18 protein-coding genes are annotated in these 19,432 nt (G+C 61.5%); 13 read left to right on the top strand and 5 right to left on the bottom strand.

The genetic code is table 11. The features are described 5' to 3' along the window. Positions 1-153: 153 nt before the first annotated feature. Positions 154-591 (bottom strand): histidine kinase, encoded by a 438-nt coding sequence (locus tag HWV67_RS29640; RefSeq protein WP_175653795.1) that lies wholly within the window; start codon positions 589-591, stop codon positions 154-156. A 384-nt stretch (positions 592-975) separates the two neighbouring features. On the opposite strand from HWV67_RS29640, the gene HWV67_RS29635 reads away from it, so the two are divergent. After that, the gene (locus HWV67_RS29635) at positions 976-1,911 is read left to right on the top strand and encodes a chemotaxis protein CheV (protein WP_095157957.1); all 936 of its coding nucleotides are present in this window, start codon (positions 976-978) and stop codon (positions 1,909-1,911) included. Between the two features lie 73 nt (positions 1,912-1,984). After that, entirely contained in the window at positions 1,985-2,788 is an 804-nt protein-coding gene (locus HWV67_RS29630) for an MOSC domain-containing protein (RefSeq protein WP_175653794.1), read from the top strand. A 29-nt stretch (positions 2,789-2,817) separates the two neighbouring features. Here the strand turns inward: HWV67_RS29630 and HWV67_RS29625 are convergent, their stop codons facing one another. Further along, positions 2,818-4,743 carry a transglycosylase SLT domain-containing protein gene (locus HWV67_RS29625; RefSeq protein ID WP_371864317.1) on the bottom strand — a complete coding sequence of 642 codons (1,926 nt, stop codon included), beginning with the start codon at positions 4,741-4,743 and terminating at the stop codon, positions 2,818-2,820. 205 nt (positions 4,744-4,948) lie between these two features. Here HWV67_RS29625 and HWV67_RS29620 point away from each other — a divergent pair, with 205 nt between their 5' ends. Then, on the top strand, positions 4,949-6,868 hold the full coding sequence (locus HWV67_RS29620; RefSeq protein ID WP_175653793.1) for an ATP-binding cassette domain-containing protein: 1,920 nt from the start codon (positions 4,949-4,951) through the stop codon (positions 6,866-6,868). Between the two features lie 42 nt (positions 6,869-6,910). Here HWV67_RS29620 and HWV67_RS29615 read toward each other — a convergent pair whose 3' ends face one another. Continuing rightward, positions 6,911-7,354, bottom strand: coding sequence for a universal stress protein (locus tag HWV67_RS29615; protein ID WP_095157951.1), 444 nt, complete (start codon positions 7,352-7,354; stop codon positions 6,911-6,913). Positions 7,355-7,463: 109 nt separating this feature from the next. On the opposite strand from HWV67_RS29615, the gene HWV67_RS29610 reads away from it, so the two are divergent. The 7 genes from HWV67_RS29610 (at position 7,464) to HWV67_RS29580 (ending at position 15,762) form a co-directional block, all read left to right on the top strand. Beyond that, positions 7,464-7,901: a hypothetical protein gene (locus HWV67_RS29610; protein WP_175653792.1), complete on the top strand. Its 438-nt coding sequence runs from the start codon at positions 7,464-7,466 to the stop codon at positions 7,899-7,901. Between the two features lie 503 nt (positions 7,902-8,404). Next, a complete protein-coding gene (fadB, locus tag HWV67_RS29605) occupies positions 8,405-10,552 on the top strand; it encodes a fatty acid oxidation complex subunit alpha FadB (protein ID WP_175653791.1) in 2,148 nt (715 codons plus the stop codon). A gap of 31 nt (positions 10,553-10,583) precedes the next feature. After that, positions 10,584-11,759: an acetyl-CoA C-acyltransferase FadA gene (gene fadA / locus HWV67_RS29600; protein ID WP_095157943.1), complete on the top strand. Its 1,176-nt coding sequence runs from the start codon at positions 10,584-10,586 to the stop codon at positions 11,757-11,759. A gap of 77 nt (positions 11,760-11,836) precedes the next feature. Next, positions 11,837-12,088, top strand: coding sequence for a DUF1653 domain-containing protein (locus tag HWV67_RS29595; protein ID WP_175653790.1), 252 nt, complete (start codon positions 11,837-11,839; stop codon positions 12,086-12,088). A 100-nt stretch (positions 12,089-12,188) separates the two neighbouring features. Further along, complete coding sequence (topA, locus tag HWV67_RS29590) at positions 12,189-14,798, top strand: type I DNA topoisomerase (protein ID WP_110972672.1); 2,610 nt, start codon at positions 12,189-12,191, stop codon at positions 14,796-14,798. Between the two features lie 157 nt (positions 14,799-14,955). Beyond that, positions 14,956-15,477 (top strand): DUF6586 family protein, encoded by a 522-nt coding sequence (locus HWV67_RS29585; protein WP_175653789.1) that lies wholly within the window; start codon positions 14,956-14,958, stop codon positions 15,475-15,477. Positions 15,478-15,528: 51 nt separating this feature from the next. Continuing rightward, positions 15,529-15,762: a hypothetical protein gene (locus tag HWV67_RS29580; RefSeq protein ID WP_095157935.1), complete on the top strand. Its 234-nt coding sequence runs from the start codon at positions 15,529-15,531 to the stop codon at positions 15,760-15,762. 57 nt (positions 15,763-15,819) lie between these two features. Here the strand turns inward: HWV67_RS29580 and sulA are convergent, their stop codons facing one another. Beyond that, positions 15,820-16,293: an SOS-induced cell division inhibitor SulA gene (gene sulA, locus HWV67_RS29575; protein WP_095157933.1), complete on the bottom strand. Its 474-nt coding sequence runs from the start codon at positions 16,291-16,293 to the stop codon at positions 15,820-15,822. A gap of 13 nt (positions 16,294-16,306) precedes the next feature. Further along, positions 16,307-16,921: a transcriptional repressor LexA gene (gene lexA, locus HWV67_RS29570; RefSeq protein ID WP_095157931.1), complete on the bottom strand. Its 615-nt coding sequence runs from the start codon at positions 16,919-16,921 to the stop codon at positions 16,307-16,309. Between the two features lie 205 nt (positions 16,922-17,126). Between lexA and HWV67_RS29565 the strand changes: the two genes are divergently transcribed. The 3 genes from HWV67_RS29565 to nagZ are packed head-to-tail and all read left to right on the top strand — an operon-like array spanning position 17,127 to position 19,431. Then, on the top strand, positions 17,127-17,840 hold the full coding sequence (locus HWV67_RS29565; protein WP_095157929.1) for a TetR/AcrR family transcriptional regulator: 714 nt from the start codon (positions 17,127-17,129) through the stop codon (positions 17,838-17,840). Positions 17,841-17,885: 45 nt separating this feature from the next. Then, positions 17,886-18,410, top strand: coding sequence for a L,D-transpeptidase (locus tag HWV67_RS29560; protein ID WP_175653788.1), 525 nt, complete (start codon positions 17,886-17,888; stop codon positions 18,408-18,410). Positions 18,411-18,432: 22 nt separating this feature from the next. Then, positions 18,433-19,431, top strand: a complete 999-nt coding sequence (gene nagZ, locus HWV67_RS29555; protein WP_175653864.1) for a beta-N-acetylhexosaminidase — start codon at positions 18,433-18,435, stop codon at positions 19,429-19,431. Position 19,432: the final 1 nt, after the last annotated feature.

Here is a 19,432-nt window from a genome sequence, read left to right as displayed (position 1 = left end):
AGAACGCTGTGCTTAGTTGCACGTTAGTGCACGCAAAACACTAGCATGCTGTATGCCGGACAAGTTTTTCGTGTGCGCTTAGTTGTCGTTTGTTTGTCTTCGATCATCTTTCCGTGCGCTGCTGAAGGCTCTGGGATGCAGCGCGCGAGCTGATCAGACGTTTTCGACGGATTGATTGCACGGCGTCCGCGCAGGATCGAGTGCCTTGTCCAGATGTGTGAGCAACTCCTGTTGTTCTTCACTGTCCAGGTTCAGTGAGCCGGTAAACGGATCGATCAACTCGATCTGCCAGGCCAGCAGGCTCAGGCACGCTTCAAGGATACCCAGCGCCGTTCCGCGCAGCGGGTTACGCAGAGGGCTCGGTTCCAGCAGGGCGATCAGTTGCTCGCAGAAATCGGCGATCTGCACCTGCTCCCGAGGCCCGGCTTTTTCCATAAGGGTGCGGAGGGTGCTAATCAGGCAATCACTGGCATCCGCATCCTCGCCAATCAACTGGAAATGTTGCAAGCAGTCGTGGGCGCGGCTCAAGAGTGCGTGGGCGTCATCCAGGAAATCGTGTAGCGGGCTCATATCCGGTGAGTCGTTCAGCATCAGTCGGCTCCTGGCTGGCATAGGCAACAGGCCTGGAAGCAGACGGGTGACAGGTCAGGGACAGAGGCTGGCCACAGCGAAGTGATAGCGAACAAGGGCCTGACTCCATTCATGCATTGAGAATGGCGTCACATTAATGGCTAACTGATTTCACGAACATCAGGTCCCGCCCGATTGATGGTAGGGGTTTCCCTGATGGAGAATTTAAGGTGTGGCCCCGTTGCGGAGCAGGATGGCAGGAAAAACTGTGAGTGCAGTAAAGCATGATGCTAAAGTGATATCAACGCTTCACGGAGCATTTTCTTCATAGGGTCAAGCTGTCGCATAAGCGGCCGATATAAGGCCGATGCATATTTACCTTTTGCAACAAGCCTGGGGGATTCAATGGCTGGCATTCTCGACTCGGTAGACCAAAGGACACAGCTGGTAGGCGAGAACCGCCTGGAAATCCTCATGTTTCGCCTCGCGGGGCGGCAGTTGTTCGCGATCAACGTCTTCAAGGTGCAGGAAGTCCTGCAGTTGCCCAAGCTGACCCTGATGCCCCAGCGCCACACCTATGTCTGCGGCGTGGTCAACCTGCGCGGCCAGACCCTGCCGGTTATCGACCTGTCGCAAGCCATTGGCATGCGCCCCCTGGAACCGGGTCCGAACAGCACCATCATCGTCACCGAGTACAACCGCTCTGTGCAGGCCTTCCTCGTCGGTGGCGTCGACCGCATCGTCAACATGAACTGGGAAGCGATCCTGCCGCCGCCAACCAGCGCGGGGCGTCAGCATTACCTCACCGCCATCAGCAAGGTCGACGAGCAGTTGGTGGAAATCATCGACGTGGAAAAGGTGCTGGCGGAAATCGTGCCGTACAACGCCAAGGTTTCCCGGGAAAAGCTCGACGATCCGGTCCTGCGCCGCGCCTATGGCCGCGAAGTGCTGCTGGTGGACGACTCCACTGTGGCCCTGGCGCAATTGCGTGAAACCCTCTCCCAGTTGGGCGTGAAGTTGCACGTGGCCAGCGATGGCCTCAAGGCCCTGAAAATGCTCAAGGGCTGGGCGGATGCTGGCGAGGATGTCTGCGAAAAACTGCTGATGATCTTCACCGACGCCGAAATGCCGGAAATGGACGGCTATCGCCTGACCACGGAGATCCGCAACGATCCGCGCCTGCGCGCGCTGTACGTGGTACTGCACACTTCGCTGTCCGGCAGCTTCAACGAATCCATGGTGAAGAAGGTCGGTTGCGACAACTTCCTCTCCAAGTTCCAGCCTGACCGCCTGGTGGATGTGGTCCGCCAGCGCCTGATGCTCGACGAAGCAACCGTCTGACCCCACACCTGCCCGGCAGCCATTGCCGGGCATCGGGTGTAAGCTGCGCTTTTTCGTCAGGGAGCATCGGCTCATGCGTTTGAGTGCGCTTTATCGTTACCCGGTCAAATCCGCACAGGGCGAAGCGCTGCAGCAGTCGCCCGCCGGGCTGCTGGGCCTGGCCGGTGATCGTCGCTGGATGCTGGTGGATGCTGGCAACAATCGTTTTCTGACCCAGCGCGCTTTCCCACAGATGAGCCAGTTGTCGGCGCTGTACGCGGCTGACGGCGGACTGCTGCTCAATGCACCGGGCCAGTCAACGCTGCATGTCGCGGTGCCGAGCCCGGACGATGCGCTGCGTGGCGTCACCATCTGGCGCGATACCCTCCAGGTTCCGGATACCGGCGATGCCGCGGCGGAGTGGCTGAGCGCCTTTATGGGACGTGCGGTGCGTCTGGTGCATGTGCCTGAAAAGCGCACACGCTACTTGCCTTCTGGTTATGGCGAAAACAGTGATCGCGTGGCTTTCGCTGACGGCTTCCCATTGCTGCTGATTGGTCAGGCGTCGCTTGATGACCTGACGCAGCGGGTCGGTCGCCCCATGGAAATGATGCGTTTTCGTCCGAATCTGGTCATCGAGGGCAGCGAACCGTTCGCCGAGGATGGCTGGAAACGTATTCGCATTGGCCAGCAAACCTTCCGTGTGGTCAAACCGTGCGGGCGCTGCATCCTCACCACCATCGACCCGGCCACCGGCGAACGCAGCCCGGACCGCGAGCCGTTTGCCACGCTGATGAATTATCGGCAGAAGGAAGGGGAGGCCATGTTCGGCCAGAACCTGGTGGCCGACGGTGAAGGTGCGCTAGAGGTGGGGATGGCGGTTGAGGTGCTGGAGTAAGGGCCCGCTAAAGCGGGCCCCGAATCCGATCACTGATCGTCGAAATAACGCTCATGCCAGTCCACCAGCGGCTGCGGTGAATTGAGCTTCTGCCCGTAGATCACCGCATAAGACAGCACGTTCTGCACGTACTGGCGGGTTTCGTCGAATGGGATCGATTCGACCCAGACGTCGAAACTCAGGTGGTCCGCGCCGCGCAGCCACTGCCGCACGCGGCCCGGGCCGGCGTTGTACGCGGCCGAGGCGAGCACCCGGTTGCCATTGAACTGACCATGGACCTGGCTCAGGTACGCCGCGCCGAGCTGGATGTTCTTGTCCGGGTTGAGCACCTGGGCCGGCGAAGCCAGCGGAATGCTGAACTTGCGTGCGGTTTCCTTGGCGGTGGCCGGCATCAGTTGCATCAGGCCGCTGGCGCCGACGCTGGAGCGGGCGTCGTCCATGAACGCGCTTTCCTGGCGGGTGATGGCGAATACCCAGCTTGAATGCAGGCCGCGCACCTTGGCTTCGCGCACCAGCGTGTCGCGGTGGGCCATCGGGAAGCGGATATCCAGGTCATCCCAATATTGCGCCTGGCTGATGGTGCGAATGGCCGGGAAGTACCAGCGCAGGTCGTAGGCGATGCGCGCCTGGGCGACCATTTCGTCACGGTTGAAGTGACGGCTGACGTGGTACCACTCGCGGCGACCGTCAACGATCTGCCCGCGCTCATGGAATTCCAGTGCCCGGCGCACGCCCGGGGTATTACGCACCTTGTTCATCAGCTGCTGGCTGATCACCAGCGGCTTGTTGTTCAACTGGTACGGCGTTTGTGCGCGGTCGGCGGCGAGGAAACCATAGAAGTCACGCTCGCGCGCCACGGTCTTGTACAGCAACGGGATTTGCGGGTTCTGCGGCTGGGCCAGCTCCAGGCTGCGGGCCTGCCAGTAGCGCCAGCGGTTGGTGGTGGCCAGATCCTGCGGCAGGCGCTTGGTCAACTCGTAGGCATCTTCCCAGCGACCCAGGCGTAGCAGCAGGCGCAGGCGCCATTCGCTGACGGTGTTGTCGCGCAGTTGCGGGTCGTAGCGGGTCATCAGGTCGAGGCCGCGCGGATCGTAGCGGCGGGCCAGGGTCAGGCCGATTTCGCGGGCGATGGCGACTTTTTCGTCGCTGGAGAAATGCATGCGGGTGGCGTAGTCGTCCAGCAGCGCCATGGCCCGGTCCGGGTCCTGACGGGCCAGGCGGCGCAAGCCGAGGCTGACCACATCGGACATCGCTTCGTTGACCGGCACGAAGCGCGACGGCTGATTGAGCAGTTCGGGCTTCTGCGCGACATCGATCAACAGGCGGCCTTGTTCGCCGAGGGTCGGCAGGGTCTTCACCAGATTGGTGGCCAGCGCGTAGTTGCGCGCCTGGGCTGCCAGCTTGGTGCGCTGCCAGCGCTTGGCTTCGGTCAGTTGACCCTGGGCAGCCCACTGGTCGAACAGTACGTCACAGGCGGCCGGTTGCGATTTGCCCACCAGCCAGAGTTTTTCCGCAGTGGCAAAGCCTTCGGCGCGCAGGCCGTGGCCCAACTGGTATTGGCCGTTGAGGCAGTCCAGTTCGGTGAAATTGAGTTTGGGATCGTAGTACTTGATGAAGGTCTGCCACTCGCCGCGTTCGGCGAGCCAGCGCAACCAGCGCAGCTTCATCCAGTTGGCCTGGGGCAGGTCGCCATTCTTGGCCAGGAAGCTCTCGATCTCGGCGTTGCTGGAGGTCTTGAGTCGCGCGGTCAGCTCGTCGTAGGCCAGGTACGGCTCCAGCGGATAGTCCTGCAGGGCCGCGGCGTAACGTCGGTAGGGCCCGGTATCGCCCTTGGCCAGCGCGCGCTTGGCTTCGTCGTACATCTGGCGTTGTTGGGCGAGGTCGGCAGCCTGCACGGCACCGGCCACGGAGGCCGAGAGGAGCAGGCAGGAAACGATGTTGAGCAGGCGGCGCATGATACTTCCAGACAGTTGACCAAAACGAGTGTCGGCGTCGCCAGCACTGTGGGTTCACGGGCTTAAGCTTAGCCGTTTGCCCGCGCCGGATGAAAGCATTGTGCTTGCATCCGGATGTAACGCGCTGCGGGCTGGCGGACGGCCATGTGTACTGTGTTGCCCGGTCAAGTCAGGTAGAATGCGCGCCCGCTTTCTGGAGAACAACATGACCCTGCTCAAATTCAGCGATGTGTCCCTCGCTTTTGGCACCATGCCCTTACTGGACAAGGTGTCCTGGCAGATCGCCCGTGGTGAGCGGGTCTGCATCATCGGCCGCAACGGCACCGGCAAATCGAGCATGATGCGCCTGGTCAAGGGCGACCAAAAGGCCGATGACGGCGAAATCTGGCGTGCGCCGGGGCTGAAAATCGGTGAGCTGCCGCAAGAATTGCCGGTAGCCGACGACCGTACCGTATTCGACGTGGTTGCCGAAGGCCTGGCCGGCGTCGGCGCATTGCTCGCCGAGTACCACCACCTGAGCCAGAACATCCATACCGATGCCGATCTGGAAAAACTCATGCACGTCCAGCAGGACCTGGAAGCCCGCGACGGCTGGCGCTTGCAGCAACTGGTGGACAGCACCCTGAGCCGCCTGCAGTTGCCGGCCGACAAGACCCTGGCCGAGCTGTCCGGTGGCTGGCGCCGCCGCGTACTGCTGGCGCAGGCGCTGGTGTGCGAGCCGGACCTGCTGCTTCTCGACGAGCCGACCAACCACCTGGACATCGGTGCCATCGCCTGGCTGGAAGATGCCCTCAGCGGTTTCGGCGGCGCGGTGCTGTTCATCACTCACGACCGTTCTTTCCTGCAGAACCTGGCCACGCGCATTCTTGAACTGGACCGTGGCGGCCTGATCGACTGGAACGGCGACTACGCCAGCTTCCTGGTGCACAAGGAGGCCGCACTGGCCGCCGAGGAAACCGCCAACGCGCTGTTCGACAAGCGCCTGGCCCAGGAAGAGGTCTGGATTCGCCAGGGCATCAAGGCCCGGCGTACCCGTAACGAAGGCCGTGTGCGTGCGCTGAAGGCGCTGCGGGTCGAGCGTAGCGAACGTCGCGAGCGCCAGGGCAAGGCCAATATCCTGATCGAGTCCGCGGAGAAGTCCGGCAAGCAGGTAATGGTGCTGGAAAACGTCAGCTTCGCTCACCCCGGCGGCCCGACCCTGGTCAAGGATTTCTCGATGGTCCTGCAGCGCGAGGACCGTATCGGCCTGCTGGGTGCCAACGGTACCGGCAAGACCACGCTGCTCAAGCTGATGCTCGGTGACCTGGAGCCGACCGGCGGCAAGGTTGATTCGGGTACGCGTCTGGAAGTGGCTTACTTCGACCAGTTGCGTAACCAGCTGGAGCTGGAAAAGACCGTTATCGACAACCTCGCCGAAGGTCGCGACTTCATCGATATCGACGGCCAGAGCCGCCATGTCCTGAGCTACCTCGGTGACTTCCTGTTCAGCCCGCAGCGTGCGCGCACGCCGGTCAAGGCGCTGTCCGGGGGCGAGCGCGCGCGGTTGCTGCTGGCCAAGCTGTTCAGCAAGCCGGCCAACCTGCTGGTACTCGACGAACCGACCAACGACCTCGACGTGGAAACCCTGGAGCTGCTGGAAGAAGTACTGGCGGGCTACAAGGGCACCGTGCTGATGGTCAGCCACGACCGGGCATTCCTCGACAACGTGGTGACCAGCACTCTGGTGTTCGAGGGCGAGGGCAAGGTACGTGAGTATGTCGGCGGCTATCAGGACTGGATCCGTCAGGGCGGTTCGCCGCGTCTGCTGGGCGTCAGCGAGAGCAAGTCCGGCAAGTCCGAGCTGAACACTGCGGTGGTCACCGCACCTGCGGCCGAGCCTGCACCGGTTGCGGCGCCTGCGGATACCAAGAAAAAGCTCAGCTACAAGTTCCAGCGCGAGCTGGAAGCCCTGCCGGGCCAGATTGAGGCGGTTGAACAGAAGATCGCCGCGATCCAGCTGCAGATTTCCGATGCGGGCTTCTATCAGAAGTCCAGCGAGCACACCAGCAAGGTGCTGGGTGACCTCGAGAAAATGCAGGCAGAGCTGGACGTGCTGGTCGAGCGCTGGGCCGAACTGGACGGTTGAGGCGGGAAGGGGCCCGGAGCGAATGCTCCGGGCCTTTTTGCGTTACTCGGCTTTCTTCTGCAGGCGGACCGCCAGGACATCGCAAGGCGCGCCATGCAGCACGTCATTGGCGGTGGAGCCAAGCAGCAGGGCCAGGCCGTGGCGGCCATGGCTGCCGACCACGATCAGGTCGCATTTCTGCTCCTTGGCCAACTGGTGGATCTCCTGGCGTGGCTGGCCATAGGTCAGGTGCGAATCGCCGCGATTGATTTCCGGGTATTTGTTAAACAGACGCTCCAGGCGCTCCTTGGCCTGGTCGAACTGCTGCTGTTGCAGTTGCGACAGGTCCATCGGCACGTCGCCACCAAACGCCATGGCCATCGGCTCGACGATATGCACCAGCGACACTTTGGCATTGCCCGGGGTGGCCAGCTCGCGGGCGCGTTTGATGACCGGGTCGCATTCTTCGGTCAGGTCGACGGCGACCAGTATGTGTTCGTAGGGCATGAGAGGCTCTCCTGACAATCGCGATAGTTAAAGTATGGTCCGTTTCAGGCTGATCGCATCCAGTGCGGCTAACCAGCTCATTTGCAAAGTCTTGATAGGAATAACAGATATGACGGTCTGGGTAGTAGTGTCAATCCTCGCGCTGATCCTCAGTCCGCTGGCCTGGCTGTTGCCTTCGCGGCGGATGAGCGGGCGTATGGCGCTGCGTCTGGAGGCTCGACGCATGGGGCTGGCGATGCAGCTTGCACCGCAGACCTGGCCGCACTGGCTGCCGGAAGAACCACCGGGCACCTGTGCGCAATACCATCAGGCCCGACGCCGTGGCAGCAGCGATGTCTGGTGTTATTGGCAGACCACGCCGGGCACCTGGCTCAACCAGTGGCGCGAGCCCTGCGTCGATGAGCGGGTGCTGGAACAGCTCAAGCGGTTGCCGCCGAGTGTTTATAAAGTCGAGGCCACTGCGCAGATGGTCGCCCTCTGCTGGGGCGAGCGTGAGGATGCCTCGGTGTTGCAGAATGTTGCTGAGGCGTTGAAAACCCTCGCATGAAAAAAGCCCGCCAGGTTTCCCGGGCGGGCTGTATGCATCGAAAAAAAAGGCCAGGCAGGCCGGGAAGTGCTTCAGTAGCTCGCAGTGTAGTGCGCGATTTATTTTCGTGCCCGGTAAAACGCCCTTCTTTTTTCTCCTCCACGCTGTTTATGCGCCGGATCCATTTGCCGCGCGCAACGTCTAATCGCTTACGTGAATGATGGTGGATCACCGTCATGGCGAGTTGCTCAAGTCTCAACCAGAAATGACTGGAAAGTCGCGTTTGTCCAGCGCTCATGGGGGTTTGACAAAGCCGACCTTTTCGGTGACTGTGTGCACACCCGAATCAAACGGGCGTATGAATTGAGCGTTTGTATCGTCAGAAAGCTCGTACAGAATCCCGACTATCGCGCTGACGGGTATGTCTGGGACAACGGATCGACATCCAACGGCCATGAGCCGGTCGACCGTCGTCACAGCGATCAGCGTGTACAGTTCAGCTTCCATATCGTGGAGATCAGTTGATGATTTACGAAGGTAAAGCCATCACGGTTAAGGCTCTTGAAAGCGGCATCGTCGAACTGAAGTTCGACCTCAAGGGTGAGTCCGTCAACAAATTCAACCGTCTTACCCTGAACGAACTGCGTCAGGCGGTGGACACCATCAAGGCCGACGCATCGATCAAAGGCGTGATTGTCAGCAGTGGCAAGGACGTCTTCATCGTCGGCGCGGACATCACCGAGTTTGTCGATAACTTCAAGCTGCCCGAGGCCGAGCTGGTTGCCGGCAACCTGGAAGCCAACCGCATTTTCAGCGACTTCGAAGACCTCGGCGTGCCGACCGTCGTTGCCATCAATGGCATTGCTCTGGGCGGCGGCCTGGAAATGTGCCTCGCGGCCGACTTCCGGGTCATGTCCAGCAGCGCCAAGATCGGCCTGCCGGAAGTCAAACTGGGTATCTACCCGGGCTTCGGCGGTACCGTTCGCCTGCCGCGCCTGATCGGCGCCGACAACGCGGTCGAGTGGATCGCATCGGGCAAGGAAAACCGTGCTGAAGACGCACTGAAAGTTGGCGCTGTCGACGCTGTTGTCGCCCCCGAGAAGCTGGCTGAAGCAGCTCTGGACCTGATCAAGCGCGCCATCAGCGGCGAGTTCGACCACAAGGCCAAGCGTCAGCCGAAGCTGGAAAAACTCAAGCTCAACGCCATCGAGCAGATGATGGCCTTCGAAACCGCCAAGGGCTTCGTTGCTGGCCAGGCCGGCCCGAACTACCCAGCGCCGGTCGAAGCGATCAAGACCATCCAGAAAGCCGCCAACTTCGGTCGGGACAAGGCGCTGGAAGTCGAGGCCGCCGGCTTCGCCAAACTGGCCAAGACTTCGGTTGCCGAAAGCCTGATCGGTCTGTTCCTGAACGACCAGGAACTCAAGCGCAAAGCCAAGGCCCACGACGAAATCGCCCATGACGTGAAGCAGGCCGCCGTACTCGGCGCCGGCATCATGGGTGGCGGTATCGCCTACCAGTCCGCGGTCAAGGGCACGCCGATCCTGATGAAGGATATCCGCGAAGAAGCCATCCAGCTGGGCCTGAACGAAGCCTCCAAGCTGCTCGGCAAGCGCGTCGAGAAAGGTCGTCTGACCCCGGCCAAGATGGCCGAGGCGCTGAACGCGATTCGTCCGACCCTGTCCTACGGCGATTTCGCCAACGTCGACATCGTCGTCGAAGCCGTGGTCGAGAACCCGAAAGTTAAGCAGGCCGTTCTGGCCGAGGTCGAAGGTCAGGTCAAGGACGATGCGATTCTCGCCTCGAACACCTCGACCATCTCCATCAACCTGCTGGCCAAGGCGCTCAAGCGTCCGGAAAACTTCGTCGGCATGCACTTCTTCAACCCGGTGCACATGATGCCGCTGGTCGAAGTCATCCGTGGCGAGAAGTCCAGTGAAGTGGCCGTCGCCACCACCGTGGCCTACGCCAAGAAAATGGGCAAGAACCCGATCGTCGTCAACGACTGCCCGGGCTTCCTGGTCAACCGCGTGCTGTTCCCGTACTTCGGCGGTTTCGCCAAGCTGGTCAGCGCTGGTGTGGACTTCGTCCGCATCGACAAAGTCATGGAAAAATTCGGCTGGCCGATGGGCCCGGCGTATCTGATGGACGTGGTCGGCATCGACACCGGCCACCACGGTCGCGACGTAATGGCCGAGGGCTTCCCGGACCGCATGAAGGACGATCGTCGTTCGGCTGTCGACGCGCTGTACGAAGCCAATCGCCTGGGCCAGAAGAACGGCAAGGGCTTCTACTCCTACGAAACCGACAAGCGTGGCAAACCGAAGAAAGTCGCCGACGCCTCGGTGCTCGAAGTGCTCAAGCCGGTCATTTTCGAACAACGCGAAGTCACTGATGAAGACATCATCAACTGGATGATGGTCCCGCTGTGCCTGGAGACCGTGCGCTGCCTGGAAGACGGCATCGTCGAAACCGCGGCCGAGGCCGACATGGGTCTGGTCTACGGCATTGGTTTCCCTCCCTTCCGTGGCGGCGCGCTGCGTTACATCGATTCGATCGGTGTGGCCGAATTCGTTGCCCTGGCAGACAAGTACGCCGATCTGGGCCCGCTGTACCACCCCACCGCGAAGCTGCGTGAAATGGCCAAAAATGGTCAGAGCTTCTTCGGTTAAGCGCCCAACGGTATAGAGCGAGAGAAAATATATGAGCCTGAATCCAAGAGACGTGGTGATTGTCGACTTCGGTCGCACACCGATGGGCCGCTCCAAGGGTGGCATGCACCGCAATACCCGCGCCGAAGACATGTCCGCGCATCTGATCAGCAAAGTCCTGGAGCGCAACAGCAAGGTCGACCCGGCTGAAGTCGAGGACGTGATCTGGGGCTGTGTGAACCAGACCCTGGAGCAGGGCTGGAACATCGCGCGCATGGCGTCGCTGATGACCCAGATCCCGCACACCGCTGCGGGCCAGACCGTCAGCCGCCTGTGCGGCTCGTCCATGAGCGCGCTGCACACCGCAGCTCAAGCGATCATGACCGGCAACGGTGATGTGTTCGTCGTCGGTGGTGTCGAGCACATGGGCCACGTCAGCATGATGCACGGCGTCGATCCGAACCCGCACATGTCGCTGTACGCCGCCAAGGCCTCGGGCATGATGGGCCTGACCGCCGAGATGCTCGGCAAAATGCACGGCATCAGCCGTGAACAGCAGGATCTGTTCGGTCTGCGCTCTCACCAGCTCGCCCACAAGGCGACCGTGGAAGGCAAGTTCAAGGACGAGATCATCCCGATGCAGGGTTACGACGAGAATGGCTTCCTCAAGGTCTTCGACTACGATGAAACCATTCGTCCGGACACCACCCTGGAAAGCCTGGCCGCACTGCGCCCTGCGTTCAACCCGAAAGGCGGCACCGTGACTGCGGGTACTTCCTCGCAAATCACCGATGGCGCTTCGTGCATGATCGTGATGTCGGCCCAGCGTGCCCAGGACCTGGGCATCCAACCGCTGGCTGTGATCCGCTCGATGGCGGTGGCTGGTGTCGACCCGGCGATCATGGGCTACGGCCCGGTCCCGGCGACCCAGAAAGCGCTCAAGCGCGCGGGTCTGAGCATTGCCGACATCGACTTCTTCGAGCTCAACGAAGCCTTCGCCGCACAGGCCCTGCCGGTGCTGAAGGATCTGAAAGTGCTCGACAAGATGGACGAGAAGGTTAACCTGCACGGCGGCGCGATTGCTTTGGGCCATCCGTTCGGTTGCTCGGGTGCACGGATTTCCGGCACTCTGCTCAACGTCATGAAGCAGAACGGCGGTACCTTCGGCGTGTCGACCATGTGCGTCGGCCTCGGCCAGGGCATCACCACGGTCTTCGAGCGCGTCTGATCGCGTGGTTGACCAAACCGGGGCCTGGTGCCCCGGTTTTTGTTTTTTCGGAATTTTTTTTCAAGAGGGCCAGCGGCATGCAGATACAACCAGGCGTATACCGGCACTACAAGGGGCCTGAGTACCGTGTCTTCAGCGTTGCACAGCATTCCGAGACCGAGGAGTGGATGGTGTTTTACCAAGCCCTGTACGGCGAATTCGGCCTTTGGGTCAGGCCTCTTTCGATGTTTCTCGAGTCGGTCGAAGTTGACGGCGAGCAGGTGCCACGCTTTGCTTTGGTCAAGGCTGAAACGACACTGTTTTCCCGTCAGGATGGTGCAGGCCGCTGAACTCCCGCGCTTGACCTCATTCTATAGCCACTATATATAGCGGTGCCGCGTCAGGTACCTGCCGTGTTTTTATTTTCAGTATTCAGGAATTTTCCGATCCATGGGCAAATCGCTGGTCATTGTGGAATCCCCGGCTAAGGCCAAGACCATCAACAAGTACCTGGGCAACCAGTACGTGGTGAAGTCGAGTATCGGCCATATCCGAGACCTGCCCACCAGCGGTTCGGCCAGTGCCACCAAGGAACCGGCTGCCAAGCGTGGCAAGACCGCGGGCGAGGCTCCGGCGCTGTCGCCCAAGGAAAAGGCGCGCAAGCAACTGGTCGCCCGCATGGGTGTCGATCCCGATCATGGCTGGAAAGCCAAGTACGAGATTCTCCCGGGCAAGGAGAAGGTGATCGAGGAACTACGTCGTCTGGCCAAGGATGCCGACACCATCTATCTCGCAACCGACTTGGACCGCGAAGGGGAAGCCATTGCCTGGCACCTGCGGGAAGCCATCGGTGGGGATGACAGCCGCTACAAGCGCGTGGTGTTCAACGAAATCACCAAGAAGGCCATTCAGGAAGCCTTCTCCCAGCCAGGCGAGCTGGATATCGACCGGGTCAACGCGCAGCAGGCCCGCCGCTTCCTCGACCGCGTGGTCGGTTACATGGTCTCGCCGTTGCTGTGGCAGAAGATTGCCCGGGGCCTGTCGGCCGGTCGCGTGCAGTCGGTAGCCGTGAAGCTGGTGGTGGAGCGTGAGCGGGAAATCCGTGCCTTCATCCCGGAAGAATATTGGGAAGTCCACGCTGACCTCGGCACCGCCAAGAACGCCAAGGTGCGCTTCGAGGTTGCCCGGGAAAAAGGCGAGGCCTTCAAGCCGCTGAACGAAGCCCAGGCCATGGCGGCCCTGGAAAAGCTCAAGTCTTCCAGCTACACCGTGGCCAAGCGCGAAGACCGCCCGACCAGCAGCAAGCCGTCGGCACCCTTCATCACTTCGACCCTTCAGCAGGCGGCGAGCAATCGCCTCGGCTTCGGCGTGAAGAAGACCATGATGATGGCGCAACGGCTCTACGAAGCGGGCTACATCACCTATATGCGTACCGACTCGACCAACCTGTCGACGGACGCACTGGAGATGGCGCGTAGCTACATCGAAAGCGAATTCGGCAAGAAGTACCTGCCCGAGGCCCCACTGGTCTACGGCAGCAAGGAAGGCGCCCAGGAGGCGCACGAAGCGATTCGTCCTTCCGATGTAAATACCCATCCGAGCAAGCTCAGCGGCATGGAGCGTGATGCAGAGCGCCTGTACGAACTGATCTGGCGTCAGTTCCTGGCCTGCCAGATGCCACCGGCGCAGTACCTGTCGACCACTGTCAGCGTTGCAGCGGGTGATTTCGAGCTGCGCGCCAAGGGTCGTATCCTCAAGTTCGACGGTTACACCCGTGTGCTGCCGCAGCAAAGCAAGCCGGGCGATGACGACGTTCTGCCGGAAATGAACCAGGGCGAAGTGCTCAAGCTGATCCAGATTGATCCGAGCCAGCACTTCACCAAGCCGCCTGCGCGTTACTCCGAGGCAAGCCTGGTCAAGGAAATGGAAAAGCGCGGTATCGGTCGTCCATCGACCTACGCGGCAATCATTTCCACCATCCAGGACCGCGGCTACGTGACCCTGCACAACCGCCGCTTCTACTCCGAGAAGATGGGCGACATCGTCACCGAGCGCCTGTCGGAGAGCTTCTCCAACCTCATGGACTACGGCTTCACGGCCGGCATGGAAGAGAACCTCGATGACGTGGCCCATGGCGAGCGTGACTGGAAGAACGTGCTGGACGAGTTCTACGGTGATTTCAGCAAGAAACTGCAGGTCGCCGAGGCCAGCGAAAACGGCATGCGCGCCAACCAGCCGACCCCGACCGACATTCCGTGCAAGGAATGCGGCCGGCACATGATGATCCGCACCGCGTCCACCGGTGTGTTCCTGGGTTGCTCGGGTTACAGCCTGCCGCCGAAAGAGCGCTGCAAGGCCACCGTGAACCTGGTGCCGGGCGACGAGATTGCCGCGGATGACGAAGGCGAGTCCGAGTCCCTCGTATTGCTTGGCAAGCACCGTTGCCCGATCTGCTCGACGGCGATGGATGCCTACCTGCTGGACGAAAAGCGCAAGCTGCACATCTGTGGCAACAACCCGGATTGCACGGGTTACGAGATCGAGGAAGGCAACTACCGGATCAAGGGCTACGAAGGTCCGAGCCTGGAATGCGACAAGTGCGGCAGTGAAATGCAGCTCAAGACCGGGCGTTTCGGCAAGTTCTTCGGTTGCACCAACTCGGAGTGCAAGAACACCCGCAAACTGCTCAAGAACGGCGAAGCGGCACCACCGAAGATGGACAAGGTGGACATGCCGGAACTCAAGTGCGAGAAGGTCAACGACACCTACGTGTTGCGTGACGGCGCTTCCGGTCTTTTCCTGGCGGCCAGCCAGTTCCCGAAAAACCGCGAAACCCGTGCGCCGCTGGTGCTCGAGATCATCCCGCACAAGGATGAGATCGATCCGAAGTACCACTTCCTTTGCGAAGCGCCGCAAAAGGATCCGGATGGTCGCCCGGCGGTGATTCGCTACAGCCGCAAGACCAAGGAGCAGTACGTGCAGACCGAAGTGGAAGGCAAGCCGACCGGCTGGCGTGCGTTCTATGACGGCAATGCGTGGAAGGTCGAAGACAAGCGCTAAGCGCTGATCTTCGCGTTCGAGGGCCGTGTCTGACAGTGTCGGGCACGGCCTTTTTGTTTGTCTGGACGGACCTTATCCATAACAGATCCTTGCGCGGGGGAAACGCTTCCCCGAAACTGGCAGACCTCGCCCCGCAGCCTCATCGGAGAGCGCCTTCATGGCCCAGGAACTCTATACCCGTACCAATCAGAAAATTTTCTTCGCTGGCCTTGCGCTCGAAGGTATGGGCAAGGCTCAGGAGAGTCGAGCCATGAACGCCCAGGCGCTGCTCCAGGCCGAGCGCGAATCAGCGTTGTTTCACCTCTACGGTGCACTGCTGGGGCTGTGCCATGAAATCGCCGGCTTCTATCGCTTGCCACAGGCCGCCGCGCCGCGGGCTGAGGCTTTGCTGACCCCTGAGGTGCTGGAAGCGATCGCCATTCCGGAAATGGCCGAACTGGTGGAACTGGCCCAGCAATCAGAGACCTGGCTGGCACGACTGTTAAAAGCTTATTCCGATTTGTTCAAACCGCCGGTCGCAACAAAAGCCCCGAAAGGCGATGTCACTCAGCCGTTGATTCATGCTGTCAGCCTCGACGCACCCGAGGTGGCGCCGCTTTCTCGGAAGGAATTGGAGGAGTGGCGGCAGAATCTGAAGAAACTGACCGTCCGTTTTCGCGAGGGGTTGAGTGAGTGCTGATCGTAACGGTCACTGTTACAATGCCGGTCTTTCCTGGAGAACATTCCTGATATGCCCACGTCCTTTCTAGAAATTGTCGAGTTGCCTGATGGCCGGATCGAGCTGCGCCGTGCCGAGGACGAGGGTTCGTTGGTAACCCTGAACTTCTCCGAAGACGCCAAGGCGTTCCTGCAGGGCCAGCATGTAGAGGTGGCCAAGGCCATGCTCAGCGTTGGCGTGCAGATGGCAGGTCGTCTGGTGGAAGGTGAGATCGAGCGGGACGAAGGTCCGCGGGTCCTTCATTGATGGTGACCGGGCTTCCTCGCAATGAGGAAGCCGGACTCTCGCGGGTCAATTCAAGTATCAGCCCAAACGAATATTCAGGCTTTGCGCGCTGCCAGCGCGTGCGGCGCGGGTCAGTTGTTGCCGCGCGGCGGCGCTGACCGGGTTCAGCCAGCTCACCACGGTGTGGCTGCGGCCCAGGCGCAGGGCGTCGCAGGCCAGTTGCATCGCGCTTTGATTGCCGCGTGGTTGCAGGATCAGGATACGTTCGCGGTTGAGCCCGGCTTCGCGCAGCCAGGTCTGCGTCAGGCTGGCGGGCGGGGCGATCAGGGTCAGCCAGCGGGCATCCTGTTCTTCGCTCAGCTCACGCAGGATCGGCGCCAGCAGATTCTGGCAGTGCTCCAGCGCACCACGGAAAGACAACTCGCTGAACGCGTCCGGAGTGCTGCTGACGCGTGCGGGCGCTTCGGTTTTCAGCTTCGGCAGGACCGGCTGGGCCAGGAACGCCTCGAACAGGGTTAACTGTACTTGCTGTGGTGCGTGTGGAAACTGCATGACGCCTCCTGATTTATCGGCGAATGACGCCGACACTCAAACCCTCGATCACCAGATCCTGTTCTTTCAGGTTCACCTCGATGGGCGCGAATTCGGGGTTCTCCGCAAGCAGCCAGACCTTGCTGCCTTCACGTTTGAAGCGCTTGACCGTCACTTCGTCACCCAGTCGGGCTACGACGATCTGACCATTGCGCGCTTCACGGCAGGTGTGTATGGCCAGCAGGTCGCCGTCGTAGATGCCGACGTCCTTCATGCTCATGCCGTGCACGCGTAGCAGGTAGTCGGCGCGAGGATGGAAGAAGGTGGGGTTGATGGCGCAGGATTCCTCGATGTGTTGCTGGGCGAGGATGGGCGCGCCGGCGGCCACGCGACCGATGATCGGCAGCGAGCTGTCGTCCTGGCTCTGGCGTGCTTCGAAGCCGGGGATGCGGATACCGCGGGAAGCACCGGGGGTCATTTCGATGGCGCCTTTTCGCGCCAGCGCCTTGAGGTGCTCCTCGGCGGCGTTGGGAGACTTGAAGCCCAGTTCCTGGGCGATTTCAGCCCGGGTAGGGGGGAAGCCGTTGTCTTCCAGGCAGCGCTTGATAAAAGCCAGAATCTCAGCTTGGCGTGGCGTCAGTTTTAGCATGTCGATGGCTCTGTCTTTTTATACAGTGACTGGGATTATATACAGTAGAAGTGTCGCTGCAAGCATGAAGCTGCAAGCAGCCGGAAAAAGCCGCGTGAACTTTGCCCGCCTGGCGCCTGAAGCTGTGATCTAATTGCCCGCCTGACTTGACAGTCACGACCATGAAACGTATGTTTCAAACAACTGTTTGTCAGGTGGATTACCCATGGCCCAATCGGAAACCGTTGAACGCATTCTCGATGCTGCCGAGCAGCTGTTCGCGGAAAAAGGGTTCGCTGAAACGTCGTTGCGGCTGATCACCAGCAAAGCCGGAGTCAATCTGGCTGCGGTCAACTATCACTTTGGTTCGAAGAAGGCGCTGATCCAAGCGGTCTTCTCCCGTTTCCTCGGGCCTTTCTGCCAGAGCCTCGAGCGTGAACTGGATCGCCGACAGGCGCGTCCCGAGCACAAGCCGAACCTGGAAGAACTGCTGGAGATGCTGGTAGAGCAGGCGCTGGTGGTGCAGCCACGCAGCGGCAACGACCTGTCCATCTTCATGCGGTTGCTGGGCCTGGCCTTCAGCCAGAGCCAAGGGCACCTGCGACGTTACCTGGAAGACATGTACGGCAAAGTGTTCCGCCGTTACATGCTGCTGGTCAATGAAGCCGCTCCGCGCATCCCGCCTATCGAGCTGTTCTGGCGCGTGCACTTCATGCTCGGCGCCGCAGCGTTCAGCATGTCGGGGATCAAGGCGCTGCGGGCCATCGCGGAAACCGATTTCGGCATCAACACCTCCATCGAGCAAGTCATGCGCCTGATGGTGCCGTTTCTTGCCGCCGGCATGCGTGCCGACAGCGGTGTCACGGACGAGGCGATGGCTGCCGCGCAACTGCGTCCGCGCAACAAGTCAGGTAGCGCGCCGGCACCGGCCAAGGCCTGATTCGCGACTGGGCGCGACGACTGGCTTCGGCTAAGCTAGCGCCCCATGTCTACTCTCGATCTGCTGCACATTTCCCTCGCCGACCAATGCCTCTACGGGTTCTCCCAAGGCCGTCTGGTCGTGCGTCTGCCGGTGTCCACGGCGCTCAATGGTCCAGGTGAAAACAACGGCTCCGGCTGCACGCCGCGCGGCCGGCATCAGGTGCGCGCGAAGATCGGCGCCGGGCTGCCTCAAGGCGCGGTGCTTCGCGGGCGACGCTGGACCGGTGAAACCTGGACCCCCGCCCTGCACGCACAATTTCCCGGACGCGACTGGATCCTCTCGCGGATTCTCTGGCTCAGCGGCTGCGAGCCCGGCCGCAACCGCCTCGGCGCGGTGGACACCTTCCGTCGTTATATTTACCTGCATGGCACACCGGACACCGAACCTATGGGCGTGCCGCTGTCCCATGGCTGCGTGCGCCTGCGCAATGCCGATCTGGTGAGTCTGTTCGAGCGGGTTCCGGCGCATTGTCCGGTGCAAATTGAAGAAGCCGCCTGCCCGCAGTGGGCCAGCGCCCCCGTCAACTGAAGGATCATTTATGAGTGCCAGCCTGCAAGGCTCCCTGATGGTGGATATCGCCGGTACCTGGCTGACCGCCGAAGACCGCCACCTCCTGCGCCAGCCCGAAGTGGCCGGCCTGATCATTTTTGCGCGCAATATCGACAGCCCGCGCCAGGTGCGCGAGCTGACCGCGTCGATTCGCGCCATTCGCCCTGAGCTGATCCTTGCCGTCGACCAAGAAGGCGGCCGCGTGCAGCGCCTGCGCCAGGGCTTCGTGCGCCTGCCGGCGATGCGTGCAATTGCCGACAACCCCAATGCCGAGTACCTGGCGGAGCAGTGCGGTTGGCTGATGGCCACCGAAGTCCTGGCGGTCGGCCTGGACCTGAGCTTCGCGCCGGTGCTGGACCTCGACCACCAGCGCAGTGCCGTGGTCGGCAGCCGTGCTTTCGAAGGCGATCCTGAGCGGGCGACCGCGCTCGCCGGCGCGTTTATCCGCGGCATGAACGCCGCCGGCATGGCCGCCTGTGGCAAGCACTTCCCCGGCCACGGCTGGGCGGAAGCCGACTCTCATGTCGCAATTCCCACCGACGAGCGCAGCCTGGAGCAGATCCGTGCGGCGGACCTGGTGCCGTTCACTCGCCTGAGCGGTCAACTGGCCGCAGTGATGCCGGCCCATGTGATTTATCCACAGGTCGACAACCAGCCGGCAGGCTTCTCCCGCCGCTGGCTGCAAGACATCCTGCGTGGCGAGTTGGGCTTCGACGGGGTTATCTTCAGCGATGACCTGTCCATGGCCGGCGCCCATGTGGTCGGCGACGCGGCCAGTCGCATCGAGGCCGCGCTGACGGCCGGTTGCGACATGGGCCTTGTGTGCAATGACCGCGCGGCGGCCGAGCTGGCCTTGAGTGCTGCCCAGCGCTTGAAGGTCACGCCATCGCCGCGCATCGCCGCCATGCGCGGCCAGGGCTTTGCCCGTACCGACTACCGCCAGCAGCCGCGTTGGCTGGAAGCGCTGGGCGCCTTGAAGCAGGCCCAGTTGGTCGACTGAC

It is taken from the genome of Pseudomonas sp. Marseille-P9899, from assembly GCF_903166565.1.
GTDB lineage: Bacteria > Pseudomonadota > Gammaproteobacteria > Pseudomonadales > Pseudomonadaceae > Aquipseudomonas > Aquipseudomonas huaxiensis.
Note: the sequence above shows the minus strand (reverse complement) of the source record. Positions and strands in the feature narration are given on the sequence as shown.

Coding starts and splice junctions, on each gene's coding strand:
- HWV67_RS29615 (WP_095157951.1), bottom strand. CDS start 7,354: ATGCCCTACGAACACATACTGGTCGCCGTCGACCTGACCGAAGAATGC.
- HWV67_RS29565 (WP_095157929.1), top strand. CDS start 17,127: ATGGCCCAATCGGAAACCGTTGAACGCATTCTCGATGCTGCCGAGCAG.
- HWV67_RS29625 (WP_371864317.1), bottom strand. CDS start 4,743: ATGCGCCGCCTGCTCAACATCGTTTCCTGCCTGCTCCTCTCGGCCTCC.
- topA (WP_110972672.1), top strand. CDS start 12,189: ATGGGCAAATCGCTGGTCATTGTGGAATCCCCGGCTAAGGCCAAGACC.
- HWV67_RS29560 (WP_175653788.1), top strand. CDS start 17,886: ATGTCTACTCTCGATCTGCTGCACATTTCCCTCGCCGACCAATGCCTC.
- fadA (WP_095157943.1), top strand. CDS start 10,584: ATGAGCCTGAATCCAAGAGACGTGGTGATTGTCGACTTCGGTCGCACA.
- HWV67_RS29620 (WP_175653793.1), top strand. CDS start 4,949: ATGACCCTGCTCAAATTCAGCGATGTGTCCCTCGCTTTTGGCACCATG.
- HWV67_RS29595 (WP_175653790.1), top strand. CDS start 11,837: ATGCAGATACAACCAGGCGTATACCGGCACTACAAGGGGCCTGAGTAC.
- sulA (WP_095157933.1), bottom strand. CDS start 16,293: ATGCAGTTTCCACACGCACCACAGCAAGTACAGTTAACCCTGTTCGAG.
- HWV67_RS29635 (WP_095157957.1), top strand. CDS start 976: ATGGCTGGCATTCTCGACTCGGTAGACCAAAGGACACAGCTGGTAGGC.
- HWV67_RS29640 (WP_175653795.1), bottom strand. CDS start 591: ATGCTGAACGACTCACCGGATATGAGCCCGCTACACGATTTCCTGGAT.
- HWV67_RS29630 (WP_175653794.1), top strand. CDS start 1,985: ATGCGTTTGAGTGCGCTTTATCGTTACCCGGTCAAATCCGCACAGGGC.
- HWV67_RS29610 (WP_175653792.1), top strand. CDS start 7,464: ATGACGGTCTGGGTAGTAGTGTCAATCCTCGCGCTGATCCTCAGTCCG.
- HWV67_RS29580 (WP_095157935.1), top strand. CDS start 15,529: ATGCCCACGTCCTTTCTAGAAATTGTCGAGTTGCCTGATGGCCGGATC.
- fadB (WP_175653791.1), top strand. CDS start 8,405: ATGATTTACGAAGGTAAAGCCATCACGGTTAAGGCTCTTGAAAGCGGC.
- HWV67_RS29585 (WP_175653789.1), top strand. CDS start 14,956: ATGGCCCAGGAACTCTATACCCGTACCAATCAGAAAATTTTCTTCGCT.
- lexA (WP_095157931.1), bottom strand. CDS start 16,921: ATGCTAAAACTGACGCCACGCCAAGCTGAGATTCTGGCTTTTATCAAG.